16 protein-coding genes are annotated in these 14,096 nt (G+C 63.6%); 7 read left to right on the forward strand and 9 right to left on the reverse strand.

What is annotated here, in order from left to right; translation table 11 throughout:
- Nucleotides 1-126 precede the first annotated feature (126 nt).
- On the forward strand, nucleotides 127-1,164 hold the full coding sequence (locus K288_RS0116015; protein WP_027580474.1) for a cytochrome-c peroxidase: 1,038 nt from the start codon (nucleotides 127-129) through the stop codon (nucleotides 1,162-1,164).
- A 98-nt stretch (nucleotides 1,165-1,262) separates the two neighbouring features.
- Here the strand turns inward: K288_RS0116015 and K288_RS0116020 are convergent, their stop codons facing one another.
- Nucleotides 1,263-2,351, reverse strand: coding sequence for a substrate-binding domain-containing protein (locus K288_RS0116020; RefSeq protein WP_027580475.1), 1,089 nt, complete (start codon nucleotides 2,349-2,351; stop codon nucleotides 1,263-1,265).
- 587 nt (nucleotides 2,352-2,938) lie between these two features.
- On the opposite strand from K288_RS0116020, the gene K288_RS54115 reads away from it, so the two are divergent.
- Together K288_RS54115 and K288_RS0116030 are read left to right on the forward strand one after the other, a co-directional pair.
- Entirely contained in the window at nucleotides 2,939-3,265 is a 327-nt protein-coding gene (locus K288_RS54115; RefSeq protein WP_027580476.1) for a hypothetical protein, read from the forward strand.
- Nucleotides 3,266-3,389: 124 nt separating this feature from the next.
- The gene (locus K288_RS0116030) at nucleotides 3,390-4,130 is read left to right on the forward strand and encodes an acetoacetate decarboxylase (protein ID WP_027580477.1); all 741 of its coding nucleotides are present in this window, start codon (nucleotides 3,390-3,392) and stop codon (nucleotides 4,128-4,130) included.
- Between the two features lie 70 nt (nucleotides 4,131-4,200).
- On the opposite strand, the gene K288_RS45615 is transcribed toward K288_RS0116030, so the two are convergent.
- From K288_RS45615 to K288_RS0116050, 3 genes are read right to left on the reverse strand one after another with little or no spacing between them, the layout of a single operon-like run.
- Nucleotides 4,201-5,388: an MFS transporter gene (locus tag K288_RS45615; RefSeq protein WP_043159965.1), complete on the reverse strand. Its 1,188-nt coding sequence runs from the start codon at nucleotides 5,386-5,388 to the stop codon at nucleotides 4,201-4,203.
- Between the two features lie 11 nt (nucleotides 5,389-5,399).
- Nucleotides 5,400-6,770: an NAD(P)-binding domain-containing protein gene (locus K288_RS0116045; RefSeq protein ID WP_027580479.1), complete on the reverse strand. Its 1,371-nt coding sequence runs from the start codon at nucleotides 6,768-6,770 to the stop codon at nucleotides 5,400-5,402.
- A 47-nt stretch (nucleotides 6,771-6,817) separates the two neighbouring features.
- Complete coding sequence (locus K288_RS0116050; protein ID WP_027580480.1) at nucleotides 6,818-7,135, reverse strand: metalloregulator ArsR/SmtB family transcription factor; 318 nt, start codon at nucleotides 7,133-7,135, stop codon at nucleotides 6,818-6,820.
- 136 nt (nucleotides 7,136-7,271) lie between these two features.
- On the opposite strand from K288_RS0116050, the gene K288_RS0116055 reads away from it, so the two are divergent.
- The 4 genes from K288_RS0116055 to arsC are packed head-to-tail and all read left to right on the forward strand — an operon-like array spanning nucleotide 7,272 to nucleotide 9,614.
- Entirely contained in the window at nucleotides 7,272-7,634 is a 363-nt protein-coding gene (locus tag K288_RS0116055; protein WP_027580481.1) for a metalloregulator ArsR/SmtB family transcription factor, read from the forward strand.
- Nucleotides 7,627-8,154 carry an arsenate reductase ArsC gene (locus K288_RS0116060; RefSeq protein WP_027580482.1) on the forward strand — a complete coding sequence of 176 codons (528 nt, stop codon included), beginning with the start codon at nucleotides 7,627-7,629 and terminating at the stop codon, nucleotides 8,152-8,154. The genes K288_RS0116055 and K288_RS0116060 overlap by 8 nt, the downstream gene beginning before the upstream one ends.
- Before the next feature lie 3 nt (nucleotides 8,155-8,157).
- Nucleotides 8,158-9,213 (forward strand): ACR3 family arsenite efflux transporter, encoded by a 1,056-nt coding sequence (gene arsB / locus K288_RS0116065; protein ID WP_027580483.1) that lies wholly within the window; start codon nucleotides 8,158-8,160, stop codon nucleotides 9,211-9,213.
- Nucleotides 9,210-9,614, forward strand: coding sequence for an arsenate reductase (glutaredoxin) (gene arsC, locus K288_RS0116070; RefSeq protein WP_027580484.1), 405 nt, complete (start codon nucleotides 9,210-9,212; stop codon nucleotides 9,612-9,614). Before arsB ends, arsC begins: the two co-directional genes overlap by 4 nt.
- Before the next feature lie 148 nt (nucleotides 9,615-9,762).
- On the opposite strand, the gene K288_RS0116075 is transcribed toward arsC, so the two are convergent.
- From K288_RS0116075 to K288_RS0116095, 5 genes are all read right to left on the reverse strand, one after another.
- Nucleotides 9,763-11,193 (reverse strand): homospermidine synthase, encoded by a 1,431-nt coding sequence (locus tag K288_RS0116075; RefSeq protein ID WP_027580485.1) that lies wholly within the window; start codon nucleotides 11,191-11,193, stop codon nucleotides 9,763-9,765.
- Between the two features lie 54 nt (nucleotides 11,194-11,247).
- Nucleotides 11,248-11,637 carry a RidA family protein gene (locus K288_RS0116080; RefSeq protein ID WP_027580486.1) on the reverse strand — a complete coding sequence of 130 codons (390 nt, stop codon included), beginning with the start codon at nucleotides 11,635-11,637 and terminating at the stop codon, nucleotides 11,248-11,250.
- Nucleotides 11,638-11,734: 97 nt separating this feature from the next.
- Nucleotides 11,735-11,905, reverse strand: coding sequence for a hypothetical protein (locus tag K288_RS54120; protein WP_210164431.1), 171 nt, complete (start codon nucleotides 11,903-11,905; stop codon nucleotides 11,735-11,737).
- A gap of 11 nt (nucleotides 11,906-11,916) precedes the next feature.
- Nucleotides 11,917-12,513, reverse strand: a complete 597-nt coding sequence (locus tag K288_RS0116090) for an N-acetyltransferase (protein ID WP_027580487.1) — start codon at nucleotides 12,511-12,513, stop codon at nucleotides 11,917-11,919.
- Nucleotides 12,514-12,635: 122 nt separating this feature from the next.
- Nucleotides 12,636-13,778 (reverse strand): type III PLP-dependent enzyme, encoded by a 1,143-nt coding sequence (locus K288_RS0116095; protein ID WP_027580488.1) that lies wholly within the window; start codon nucleotides 13,776-13,778, stop codon nucleotides 12,636-12,638.
- Nucleotides 13,779-14,096: the final 318 nt, after the last annotated feature.

Here is a 14,096-nt window from a genome sequence, read left to right on the forward strand (position 1 = left end):
ACCTGTCAGATCCATCTGCTCATCGGAGCATTGCAGGTTTCGACGTGAAGCGGGCCTTTTGATCCCGATCAATGAAGAGCGAGCGCACCTGCAACAACATTGATCGTGGGTTGGGAGCTCAATATCATGCGCAAGTTTTTATCTGTCGCCGTTGCGATGCTGGCCTCATCACAAGCTGTCGCTGATGACGATCTAATGAAGGCTGCCAAGCAGATCTTCACACCAATTCCTTCGGTACTTCCCGCTGTCAAAAACAACGCCGTCACGCACGACAAGATCGAGCTTGGCAAGATGCTATTCTTTGATCCGCGACTGTCGGCAAGCGAGATCATCAGCTGTAACACCTGCCATAACGTTGGCACCGGCGGCGTCGACGCCGGTCCGACCTCTGTCGGCCATGGATGGCAAAAGGGTCCGCGGCGGGCGCCGACGGTCTATAACGCGGTGTTCAATGTGGCGCAGTTCTGGGATGGACGCGCCGCGGACCTCAAGGCGCAGGCGAAGGGTCCCGTGCAGGCGAGCGTCGAAATGAACGCGACACCCGATCACGTGATCAAAACGCTGACGTCCATGCCCGACTATGTCGCGATGTTCAAAAAGGCGTTCCCCAACGAATCATCGCCAGTCACCTTCGACAATTTCGCCAAGGCGATCGAAGCTTTCGAGACGACTCTGATTACGCCGGCCGCGCCCTTCGATCAGTATCTTGAAGGGGATGCCAACGCCCTCAGTGCGCAGCAGAAGGCGGGACTGAAGCTGTTCATGGACAAGGGATGCGCGTCCTGCCACAACGGGATCAACATCGGCGGGCAGGACTACTTCCCGTTCGGCGTGATCGAAAAGCCGGGTTCGGACGTGTTGCCGAGCGGGGACAAAGGCCGGTTCGCGGTCACCAAGACGGCGAGTGACGAATATGTGTTTCGCGCCGCGCCCCTCCGCAACGTCGCCTTGCGGGCGCCGTACTTTCATTCGGGCCAGGTCTGGAGCTTGAAGCAAGCGGTCGGCGTGATGGGTGAAGTTCAGCTTGGCGCCAAGCTAACGGACAAGGAAGAAAACGATATCGTGGCGTTCCTGATTTCGCTGACCGGGCAATTGCCGAGGATTGAATATCCCATATTGCCCACACGCACTGACGCGACACCGCCGCCGTCGCTCGGAAAATAGGCTGTTCATTCTTCGGATGTACGCGAATAGCGTCCGCGAAAGGCGGACCTCGGTGAGGCTCCGCCTTCCGCGCTTACAGAACGACGATTGCTCGCCAATCAGCCCTTGCGCATTTTGCTGAGCAGATAGTTGTCGTAGTAGTTTTCCGCGATCTGCGTGTAGAAGAGCACGTCCTTCATATACGCATCGTGGCTCTCTTTCGTCTTCTTGAACAGCGGGCTCTTCTCGGCAATCTCGTTCAGATAATCTTGGGTGGCCTTGTAGCTGGCCTCCATGACCGGTTGCGGAAACGCGCGCAGCTCCGTCCCGTTCGCAATAAGCCGTTTCAAGGCGAGGGGGTTTACGCTGTCGTATTTCTCGAGCATCCAGGCGCCTGCCGCCGACCCGGCCTGGGTGAGGATCGACTGGTATTGCTTGGGAAGCGCATTCCACTTCTCGTCGTTCACGATCATGTGCAGCATGGCGCCTCCTTCCCACCAGCCGGGGAAGTAGTAGTACTTCGCCACCTTGTAGAAGCCGAGCTTCTCGTCGTCGTAGGGACCGACGAACTCCGCGGCATCGATCGATCCCTTCTCCAGTGCTGAATATACGTCGCCGCCGGCAAGCTGCTGCGGCACGATGCCGAGTCTTGCGAGCACATGGCCGCCCATGCCCGCGATGCGGAACTTGAGGCCATCGAGGTCATCGACCGTCTTGATCTCCTTGCGAAACCAGCCGCCCATTTGCGTGCCGGAGTTGCCGCACAGGATGGCGTGCGCCTTGAAGGGCTTCAGCGCTTCGTTGCAGAGTTCAGCGCCGCCGCCAAATGACCACCAGGAATGTTGATGGCGATGGTTCATGCCGAAGGGCGCGCCCGTGGCATAGGCAAGCGCCGGCTCCTTGCCGATGTAGAAATAGAGCGGCGTCTGCGCGATCTCGACGGACGCGACGCTCACGGCATCGAGCGCCTGCAAGCCGGGCACGATCTCGCCAGCCGCAAAAGTCTGGATCTGAAACTTGTTGTCCGTGGCCTCTGCCACGTATTTCGCAAAGGTCTGCGCCGTGCCGTAGATGGTATCGAGCGACTTCGGAAAGCTCGACGTCAAACGCCACTTGATCTCGGGCATCGACTGCGCGATCGCAGGTGCCGCAACCAGCGTCGTCGCGCCGGCCACGGCGCTGCCTTTGAGAAAGGTACGGCGTTTCATGATGGAGTCACTCCTCGGATTGCAATTTGAATGGGGCGGGGCAAAGCGCCCTCTGGGACCGTTCGACCCTTAACCAGGGGGAAACTCGAGCCATGCCTGGAAGGCTGCCTTCTTCGGGGCCTTGACGCTGTCGCCCCCGTTCTATTCGTCAGTACCGCTTCCGGAGCGGACCCTGCGCCCCCGGGACTACCCCAAGGCCGAGCCGACGTCCAGAACGGCCTACCGCTGACCCAGCTCAAGGCCCCGACATCGCATGGGGGAGCTTGGGCGCCGCGATGTCTGCTCCTAGCCCGACGCCCCGCCGTCAAAGCATGAAGAGATTAGGTGGAAATGTATCCACAACGGAAGCCGCACTCCCTCTCCCGCTTGCGGGAGAGGGTTGGGGTGAGGGTGCCTCCGCGATGGGACTTTCCGTGAGGAGAGAGCCCTCACCCTGCGCTACGCGCCGATTTCTCCCGCAAGCGGGAAAGGTGAGGATTCAGGCTGATCGACGAATGCCCTAGCGGTTCGGTTCCGGCCGCCCTGCGTGCGGAACCAGGCCTCGCCGGGATCGTTGGTCCCGCGGACAATGACGCGGGTAGAACGAGATGGCGACTGACAGGCAGCGCAGCTACCGGAAGGATTTTCTGATCGCATCCGCCTTGATTGTGAGCGGACTTGCGATTTCCATCGTTTCGCTGGTCGAAATCGCCGCGCGCCAATCCGAGGAGGTGGCGCAGGCGACGCCGCCGGTGCAGTCTTCGCCGCCCGAGCCGCAGACAAAACCCGCCGAATCGAAGCCGGGCGGAGAGCGCCCGACCACGCCGGCGCCTGAACCCGCACGTCCTGACCCGGACGCGCAGAAGACCGGCGCGCAGCCAGCGCTTCCGCCGGCGCCCGCGGAAAAGACCGCGCCGCCGGTCCAGCAGAAGTGATTTCCTAGCATTCCCCGGGACCGGCCTGAACGAACCTTGCCGAATTTACAGTCTCGCCTGCGTCACTCTGCCGCCGCATAATCCTGGTCGCCAACGAAACGCCAACGACCTTTGGGGCCAGCAGATGAAGATCGACGATGTCAGGCGAAATGCCTATTCGATGCCGCTTATGAACCCCGCGTTTCCGCCGGGGCCCTATCGCTTCTTCAACCGCGAATATTTCGTCATCACTTACAGGACCGATCCCGAAGCGCTCGCCGCCGTGGTGCCGGAGCCGCTCGAGATCGCCGAGCCCGTGGTGAAATACGAATTCATCCGGATGCCCGACTCCACCGGCTTTGGCGACTACACAGAGACCGGTCAGGTGATCCCGGTTCGCCTGAAAGGGGAGGAAGGGGCTTACACCCACGCGATGTATCTGGACGACGAAGGCCCGATCGCGGGCGGCCGCGAGCTCTGGGGCTTTCCGAAGAAGCTGGCGAGGCCGAAGATCGAGGTCGAGAGCGACGTGCTGGTCGGCACGCTGCATTACGGCTCGGTGCTCTGCGCCTCCGGCACCATGGGCTATAAGCACCGTCCGGTCGATCACGACACCGTGCTGCAGAGCATGAAGGCGCCGAACTTCATCCTGAAGATCATCCCGCATGTCGACGGCAGCCCGCGGATCTGCGAACTCGTACGCTTCCATCTCGAAGACATCACGCTGAAGGAAGCCTGGACCGGCCCTGCCGCTCTCGGCCTGTTTCCGCACGCGCTCTGCGACGTCGCGCGGCTTCCGGTGCGCGAGGTCGTCTCCGCCTTGCATTTCAGGGCGGACCTGACGCTCGGGCTCGGGACGGTGGCGTTCGATTATATGGCGAAGTGACGAAGGCGGGAGGCTCTCGCTTTCGTCATGGGCCGGGCTTGACCCGGCCATCCACGTCTTGGCCAACCGCTCAGGCGGAGCCGTCCATGGGTGGCTCCGCCGTGGCCTTAACCGCCGAAGATTGGGGGAGCCACATCAGTGCTATGAGTGCCGAGAGACTCAATCCGGCCGACACGATCACTATCGACCGGCCCAGGCTATCTATCAGCAATCCAAACCCAACGGGAGCCAACGCTTGGCAGATTCGGGATGGTGCGCCGATCAATCCAAGCCGGTACGCGAAGTTTTCCGATCCGAAAATAGCCAACGGCAGCGTTCCCCGTGCAATGGTCAGGATACCGTTGCCGGCGCCATGCAGCAGCGCGAAAGCAGCGGCGCCGCCACCGCCGAAAATGCCGATGACGCACGCTCCGATCGGATGAGCGATACAGGCGAGCCGTGTTGAGACGAGCGGGTGAAAACGATTGAGAAGGCTCGCTTCGATGACACGGGCGGCGACCTGGGCGGGTCCGATCATCATGCCGGCAAACACGGCCTCTGCCGGCGTCGCCCCGAACGCTTCGACGATCCGCGGTAGGTGCGCCGCCATCGCCGATGTTACCGTCCACGCTGCCGCAAACGCGAATGACAGCAACACCATGGTCCGATCGATCGGAATGTGCGGCTTCGCTACGGGTCCTTCTGAATGGACCGGGCTTGCCGCTCTGGGCAGCAAAAGATTGAGGGGTAGACCGATAACGATGTGCGCGATCGCCCAGGCGTAGCATGTTTCCCGCCAACCGATCGTCTCGAGCCCGAACGAACTCAGCGGCCAGCCGACGGTGCTGGCGAATCCGGCAATCAGCGTGATGCCGGTGATCGAGGCGCGCGCGTCGCTGCCGTAGATGCGTCCCAACGCGCCGAACGCCGCATCGTAGAGTCCGAGGCCCATGCCAATGCCGAGCAGGAGCCACGCCACCGACATCATCCACAGCGAGGTCGATGCGCCGAGCAGCGCGAGACCGGCCGCAAGAACCACGTTCGAGGTACAGAGGACCTGCCTCCCTCCGACGCGATCGATCTGGCGGCCGACGCGTGGGCCCAATAGTCCGGAGATCACAAGCGATGCCGAGAAGGCCGCGAAGAACCAGTTGGTCGAGATTTTGAGATCGCGGGCAATCGGATCTGCCAGGATCGCCGGCAGGTAATAGCTCGAGCCCCAGGCCAGCGTTTGGGCGGTCCCCAGCGCGGCGACCACCCTCAAGCGTTGTCCGTTCACACCAGCCGCCTTCAGGAACAGCCGCAGCCGGACCTGCCGGCGGCCTTGGCGATGGCATCGTCGGAGCAGCAGGCGACGCTGCCGGCGGGTGCCGGTCCGCCGCAGCAGCTGGATGCTGCGACCCCGCCCTCAACGCCGCCGCGCGTGCAGACGCCGGTTTCGGGGAGTTCGAGTTCGACGCGCTCGGCGGCTTCCCTGTCGCCGGCGATGTCGGCGGCGATCGAGCGCACCTGTTCGTAGCCGGTGATCATGAGGAAGGTTGGCGCCCGGCCGTAGGATTTCATGCCGGCGAGGTAGAAGCCGCGATCGTCCTGCTGCAGTTCGCGCGCGCCGTGCGGGCGCACGGTGCCGCAGGAATGCTCGTTGGGATCGATCAGCGGTGCGAGCGCGACTGGCGCTTCGATTGCAGGATCGAGCCGAAGCCGGATCTCGCTCAGGAAAGAGAGGTCCGGACGGAAGCCGGTTGCGATGACCAGCTCGTCGGCGACGACGCTGCGTCCACAGCAGGCCGACGAAGTCGCGATCCGAAGCCGGCCGTCGCTCGGCGAGATCGCCGAGACAGAAAATTCGGCCTCGACCTGGACCTCGCCTGATGCGACCAGCGAGGCGAAGTGGGTGCCGAGCTCACCGCGCGCGGCCAGTCTGTCGGCCGCGCCGCCTCCGAATGCCTTGGCCGGATCATTGCCCCGGAGCAGCCAGATCGGGCGGGTGCCCGGCACCTGATGGGCCAGTGTCGCCAGATCGGTCAGGGTACCGATCGCCGAGTGTCCCGCGCCGAGTACAGCGACGGTCTTGCCGGCGTAGCGCCCACGGTCTTTTCCGAGCGCGTCCGGCATCCCATAGGCGATCTTCGCTTGTGCATCGCGTTCTCCGATCGCCGGCAGGCCGTTCGCGCCAGCAGGATTCGGCGAGGCCCACGTTCCGGAGGCGTCGATGACGGCATCAACGTGCAGGGTCTCCGGACCTTTGCCGTTCTGGTAGCGTATCTCGAAGGGAGCCGCTTCCCGGCCTCTCGTCCTCGCCTTATCGAAGCCGGCACGGGCAACGGCGGTGACGCGGCTCGATGGGCGGATAACGTCCTTCAGGGGCGTGCGCGTCGCGAGCGGGACAAGATACTGCGCCAGGAGCTCGCCGCCGGTCGGATAGACCTGCGGGTCCGGTGAATTCCAGCCTGTTGGCGCGAGCAGCCGAGCAGCGGCCCGATCGACGTTGTATTCCCAGGGTGAAAAGAGCTGGACGTGTTGCCATTGACGGACCGCATGTCCGGCTTCTGGTCCGGACTCGAGCACGACGGGCGTCATGCCGCGCTCCAGCACATGCGCGGCCGCAGCCAGGCCGACGGGTCCGCCTCCTATGATCGCGACCGTCTTTCCTGCGCTCATTTTCCGCTCCTGTCCTTCTAGAATTACCGAATGAGCTGGCAAAGAAATCAGGCCGCTGTCTGTGCTTTTTCGCATTGGGTCTCGTCGATGCAGCACTCGGCAACGAGGAAATCCACCAAACCCTGCATCGTGTCGTATTCGGCGTGGCAAACCAGCGTCGTGCCCTCGCGCACCTGCGAGATCAGACCGACGGAGACCAGCGTCTTGATATGGTGCGACAGTGTCGAAGCCGGAATCTTGAGCCGCTCCTGCAGGCGCCCGACCGGCATGCCCGCACGTCCGGCGCGGACCAGCGCGCGATAGATTTTCAATCGGGTCGGGTTGCCTAGCGCTTCGAGGCGGGCCGCTGCATCATCGATCTTCATGAGGAAAAAATGCGTCCGACCTCATGCGTTGTCAATCGATATTTCTGGTATATTGGAAATAGCGAGGCGCCGCCGCCAACCATCCAGCGTTTGGAATCTGGTTGACTTGATCCAATATTTCCATAAATCTGGATATATGGAAACTGAAGACGCAGTTTTGGCTCTCGCGGCCCTCTCGCAATCCACCCGTCTGGAAGCCTTCCGGACGCTGGTCAGGCACGAGCCCGACGGTCTTGCGGCTGGCGATCTTGCCCGCCTGCTCGAGGTCCCGTCCAACACGCTGTCGGCGCATCTGGCGATCCTCAGCCGTGCGCGACTTGTGACCTCCGAACGGCGGAGCCGCTCGATCGTCTACCGCGCCAACCTGGCCGAGTTTCGCAACGTGGCTCTGTTCCTGCTCCGGGATTGCTGTGACGGGCGACCGGAGGTTTGCGCGCCGGTCGTCGAAAGCCTGCAACCCTGCTGCCCTCCGAAACGAAAGGAGCGAACCCGTGGCTGACAACCTTTACAACGTCCTGTTTCTCTGCACCGGCAACTCCGCGCGTTCGATCATGGCGGAAGCGATTCTCCGGAAGGACGGTGCGGGCCGTTTCCGGGCCTTTTCTGCCGGAAGTGCAGCGAAGGGCGCGGTGCATCCGCTGGCGCTGCGCACGCTCGAGAGCCTGGATTACCCGACCGACGGCATGCGCTCGAAGGGCTGGCTGGAGTTCGCCGCCGACGACGCGCCGGTGATGGATTTCGTCTTCACCGTCTGTGACAACGCTGCTGGCGAGACCTGCCCGGTTTGGCCCGGGCAGCCGATGACAGCCCATTGGGGAATCGAGGACCCTGCCGAAGCGCAGGGGACAGAACTGGAGAAGCAGGCGGCATTCATGACCGCGTTCCGCTACCTCAAGAACCGCATCGGCACCTTCGTCAGCCTCCCGCTGCGGAGCATCGACAAACTCTCGCTAGGCACCAAGCTGCGCGAGATCGGTCGTTCCGAAGGCGCTACCTCCACCCGAAACGACGTGGCCTGAAGCATGAGTATTTTTGAACGGTATCTGACCCTTTGGGTCGCGCTTTGCATTGTGACCGGTGTCGCGCTCGGCCATGTCATGCCAGGCTTCTTTGGCGCGGTTGCGGCCGCCGAGATCGCCAAGGTCAACCTCCCGGTCGCGGTGCTGATCTGGCTCATGATCGTGCCGATGCTGCTCAAGATCGACTTCGGGGCGCTGGGACAGGTCCGCGAACACTGGCGGGGTGTCGGCGTTACGCTGTTCATCAATTGGGCCGTGAAGCCGTTCTCTATGGCGCTGCTCGGTTCGTTCTTCATCGGCCATGTCTTCGCGCCGTTCCTACCGTCGGGACAGATTCCCTCCTACATAGCAGGCCTGATCCTGCTTGCGGCCGCACCGTGCACCGCAATGGTGTTCGTGTGGTCCAATCTCTGTGAGGGTGAGCCTCACTACACGCTCAGCCAGGTCGCGCTGAACGACGTGATCATGGTGTTCCTGTTCGCGCCGCTGGTGGGGCTCCTCCTGGGCGTGGCGTCGATCACCGTTCCTTGGAGCACGCTGCTGCTTTCAGTGGTCCTGTACATCGTGGTGCCGGTCGCGGTCGCGCAGGTTTGGCGTGGCGCGCTGCTGCGTGCCGGCGGCGGCGCGTTCGAGCGCACCATGCGGATGCTGCAGCCCCTCTCGCTCGTGGCGTTGCTCGCCACTCTGGTGCTGCTGTTCGGCTTTCAGGGCGAGCAGATCATCAGGCAACCGGTCGTCATCGCAATCCTCGCCGTGCCGATCCTAATTCAGGTCTACCTCAATGCGGGCCTTGCGTACTGGCTCAGCCGGCGGTTCGGCGTCGCCTGGTGTGTGGCTGCGCCGGCTGCTCTGATCGGTGCCAGCAACTTTTTTGAACTGGCGGTTGCTGCCGCGATCAGCCTGTTCGGTCTCAACTCCGGCGCGGCGCTGGCTACGGTCGTCGGCGTTCTCGTCGAGGTGCCAGTGATGCTTTCCGTGGTCCGCATCGTCAAGGCGACGAGGGGATGGTACGAGGCTGGAGCCGCTACGTCGGCGCGGGCAGTGGAGGCGCAACAATGACGGTCACCATCTATCACAACCCGGATTGCGGCACGTCCCGCAATACGCTTGCCATGATCCGGCAAAGCGGCATCGAGCCTACCGTCATCGAGTATCTCAAGACGCCGCCCTCGCGCGAGACGCTCAAGGAACTGATCGCCGCGATGGGCATCCCGGTGCGTGCCCTGCTGCGCGAGAAAGGCACGCCCTATAAGGACCTTGGCCTCGACGATCCGAAATGGTCCGACGACCAACTGCTGGATTTCATGATGGCGCATCCCGTCCTGATCAACCGTCCCATCGTGGTCACGCCGAAAGGCGTCCGGTTGTGCAGGCCGTCCGAGGCGGTCATCGATTTGCTCGACAACCCGGTCGGACGTTTCGTGAAGGAGGATGGCGAGGTGGTCGAAGGCCGCAGATAAATTCCGGCCCGCAAAAGTAGCCTCGGTCATTCCGGGGCGGCGCGCAGCGCCGAGCCCGGAATCCATTTCTCCGCCAGCGCCCGCTGCCTGACGGATTCCGGGCTCGCGCTTACGCGCGCCCCGAAATGACGAGAGGAGAGAGTCCGCGTCACCGCACCAGGATGTTCCGGAACTGCCAGGGATCGGAGGTGTCGATATCCTCTGGGAACAGGCCGGGCCGGTCGGCGAGCGGGGTCCAGTCGGTGTAGAAGCCCTTCACCGGGCCAAGATATGGCCGCTGGATTTCCAGGCAGCGGTGAAAATCCAGCTCGTCGGCTTCGACGATGCCGGCCTCCGGATTTTCCAGGGCCCAGACCATGCCCGCGAGCACGGCTGACGACACCTGCATGCCGGTCGCGTTCTGGTAGGGCGCGATCCGGCGGGTCTCCTCGATCGAGAGCTGTGAGCCGTACCAATAGGCGTTCTTGGCGTGGCCGTAGAGCAGCACGCCGAGCTCGTCGATGCCGTCCTCGATCTCGTTCTCGTCCAGGATGTGCCATTTCGGCTGCATCTTGCCGGCAGCGCCGAACATCTCGTGCAGCGACAGCACGGCGTCGTTGGCCGGATGGTAGGCGTAGTGGCAGGTCGGGCGATAGACCACCTTCTCGCCGTCGCGCACGGTGAAATAATCCGCAATCGAGATCGACTCGTTGTGGGTGACGAGGAAGCCATATTGCGCGCCGGGAGTCGGGCACCAGGAGCGTACGCGGGTGTTGGCGCCGGGCTGCAGCAAATAGATCGCGGCCTGGCAGCCATGTTCGTGGGTGCGGCCGTTCTCCGGCATCCACGTCTCGTTGGTGCCCCAGCCGAGCTCGGCCGGCTGCAGGCCCTCGGAGACGAAGCCTTCGACCGACCAGGTGTTGACGAAGACGTTCATCGGCTTCGGCTTCTTCGAGCGCTGGGTGTCGCGCTCGGCGATGTGGATGCCCTTGACGCCGAGCTTATGGGCGAGCTGGCCCCAGCCCTCGCGGCTCTTCGGCTCGTTGAATTCGACGCCGGTGTCGCGGGCGATGTCGAGCAGCGCCTGCTTGACGAACCAGGACACCATGCCGGGATTGGCGCCGCAGGTGGAGACCGCAGTGGTGCCGCCCGGGTTCTTGCGCTTGGCGGCGAGCAGCGTCTCGCGCAGCGCGTAGTTCGAGCGTCCTTCGGTGCCGATGTTCTTGTCGAAATAGAAGCCGGTCCACGGCTCGATCACCGTGTCGATGTAGAGCGCGCCGATCTCGCGGCACAGCGTCATGATGTCGACCGAGGAGGTATCGACCGAGAGGTTGACGCAAAAGCCCTGGCCGCCGCCGGCGGTCAGGAGCGGTACCAGCAGTTCGCGGTAGTTTTCGCGGGTGACGCCATCCTTGATGAAGCGCACGCCATGCTTCCTGGCGAGCTCGCCGTCCTCGTGCGGATCGATGATGACGAAGCGCGACTTGTCATAATCGAAATGCCGCTCGATCAGGGGCAGCGTGCCTTTGCCGATCGAGCCGAAGCCGATCATGACAATAGGGCCGGAAATCTTGGCGTGGATCTGCGAGGAGGGGCTCATCATTTTCTCCAGGAGATGGCTCGAGCGGGTGGATGGTTGGTGGACGTTAGTGGATCAGGCAGTGCGTCGTTTCGCGGTGACTTCGATTTCGACCTTCATCTCGGGCTTGTAGAGGCCCGCGACGATCAAGAGCGTGGCTGCGGGGCGGATGTCGCCGAGCAACTCGCCGCAGACCGCGAAGTGCGCGTCCGCGTCTTTGACATCGGTCAGGTAGTAGGTCGCGCGGACAATGTCGGCCAGCGCGAAGCCGCCTTCCTTCAGGGCGGCCTCGATGGTCTTGAAACAGTTCCGTGACTGGCTCGTGACATCGCCGGGCATTGTCATCGTGGTGTAATCATAGCCGGTGGTTCCCGCGACGAAGGCGAAGTCGCCGTCGATCACGGCGCGGCTGTAGCCGGCGGTCTTCTCGAAGGGCGAGCCGGTCGAGATCAGGCGACGGGACATTCAGGACCTCCTATCTGAGCATTGCGCGACACCCGGGTATCGCGCGGGTTTACGGGATTTTCCCGGCCGCGCAAACCTCAGGTGTTGGTTTCGCGGATCAGCGGGAGTGCTGGGTCGTGTCGGTGGCCGGAGCGGACGGCGAGCTCCAGCGGCGCACGAAGATGTCCCTGACGATCATGACCGAGATCAGGATTAGGACGATGGTGGTGATGACGCTGCGCAGGCGTGGACGCACGACATCACCGGTTGCGGGAAGGTTTTCGGCCATGATCGCAACCGTCACGCGGCCTGCGGCACGGCGCGCAATGCCTTCGCGCGTGCCTTGCGTTTGAGCAGCAGTGCGCCGGTCGCGATGATCATCCCGCAGGCACCGTCGAGCGCACCTTCGGAAAGTTCGAGACCGAGCAGCCGCTCGCGCTCGAACGGGCCGGGCAGCGCCACTTCGCCCATCTTCTCGGGCGAGAAGCCGAAGCGGGCGTAATAGGGCGCATCGCCGAGCAGGATCACCGCGCCATGGCCGCGCAGACGCGCGAGCTCGAGCGCGCGGTCCATCAGCGCAGCGCCGACGCCGAGGCCGCGGCAGGTGGAATCCACCGCCAGCGGCCCCAGCATCAGCGCGGGTTTGCCCCCGGCGCTGACGTGCCACAACCGCAACGTTCCGACCAGCCGGCCGCTCGCGATCGCCGACAGGGCAAGGCCTTCGGCGGGCGCGCGTCCGTCGCGCAGGCGCTGGCATGTGCGCTGATGGCGGTTCTCGCCAAAGCAGGCATCCAGCAGCATTTCACGCGTCTCGACGTCCGAGGAACGTTCCGCACGGATCGCGAACGGAGCGGCGCTCGGGGTGAGGGCAACGGTGGTCTTCCGCAAAGCAGTCATGGCACGTCAGTCCCCGCTTCCAGCGGCGGGGCACACCGGTGGAAGCGTCGTTCGAAAAATTCGAAAATGTCGGAATGGGAGCCGGCCAGCCGGCTCCCGGTTCGTCGATCCTTAGCGGCGGATCAGATGTGGTAGGTCCGCAGCGGCGGGATGCCGTTGAAGGCCACCGACGAGTAGGTCGACGTATAGGCGCCGGTACCCTCGATCAGCAGCTTGTCGCCGATCTCGAGCGTCACGGGCAGCGGATACGGCAGCTTCTCGTACAGCACGTCGGCGGAATCGCAGGTCGGGCCTGCGAGCACGCACGGCGTCATGTCCGCCCCGTCATGCGGGGTGCGGATCGCGTAGCGGATCGATTCGTCCATCGTCTCGGCGAGACCGCCGAACTTGCCGATGTCGAGATAGACCCAGCGCACCTCGTCCTCGTCGCTCTTCCTGGAGATCAGAACGACTTCGGTCTCGATGATGCCGGCATTGCCGACCATGCCGCGGCCCGGCTCGATGATCGTCTCCGGGATCTGGTTGCCGAAATGCTTGCGCAGCGCGCGGAAGATCGACCGGCCGTACTGCACGACCGGAGGAACGTCCTTCAGGTACTTGGTCGGGAAGCCGCCGCCCATGTTGACCATGGACAGGTTGATCCCGCGCTCGGCGCAGTCACGGAATACGGTCGAGGCCATCGCCAGTGCGCGATCCCACGCCTTCACCTTGCGCTGCTGCGAGCCGACATGGAAGGAGATGCCGACGGGCTCCAGCCCCAGCCGCTTGGCGAGGTCGAGCACGTCGACCGCCATCTCCGGGTCGCAGCCGAACTTGCGCGACAGCGGCCATTCGGCGCCGGCGCAATCATAGAGGATGCGGCAGAACACCTTGGCGCCGGATGCGGCGCGGGCGACCTTCTCGACCTCGGCGGCGCAGTCGACGGCGAACAGGCGAATGCCGAGCGCGAAGGCACGCGCGATGTCGCGCTCCTTCTTGATCGTGTTGCCATAGGAGATGCGGTCCGGCGTCGCGCCTGCGGCCAGCGCCATCTCGATCTCGGCAACCGTTGCGGTGTCGAAGCAGGAGCCGAGCGAGGCGAGCAGCGACAGCACTTCCGGCGCCGGGTTGGCCTTCACCGCGTAGAACACGCGGCTGTCCGGCAACGCCTTCGCGAAACTCTGGTAGTTGTCGCGCACGATTTCGAGGTCGACGACGAGGCACGGCTCGGTGTCGAGGCCCTCGCTGCGGCGGTGACGCAGGAATTCCTGGATGCGCTCGGTCATGGCACTCTCCCAAACGACCCCCAAGCGACGGGGCCGCATTTCAAGAACAAGACGTCGGATAGGAGTGCTTGGCCGCATTGCGCGATGGAGGCGCAACGAAACCAAGAAACTCAAACCAGACTGTGCTGCCGTGGATTGGTTGGGAGATTTCCCGCCCGCTCACCTGGCAATGAAGGACAAGCCTTTTCAGTAGCCCGCGCCGGCGTTGGAATGCCGGTAGAGACCAAAAAAGCCCGCTCCGTCGTTGCTTTAAGTCGCGTCCCCCGTTGAGAGCGGGGTGCGCCGGTTCGCCTCCGGCTGCCAGTCACGGTTGCAAGA

Source organism: Bradyrhizobium sp. Ai1a-2 (genome assembly GCF_000426245.1).
Lineage (GTDB): Bacteria > Pseudomonadota > Alphaproteobacteria > Rhizobiales > Xanthobacteraceae > Bradyrhizobium.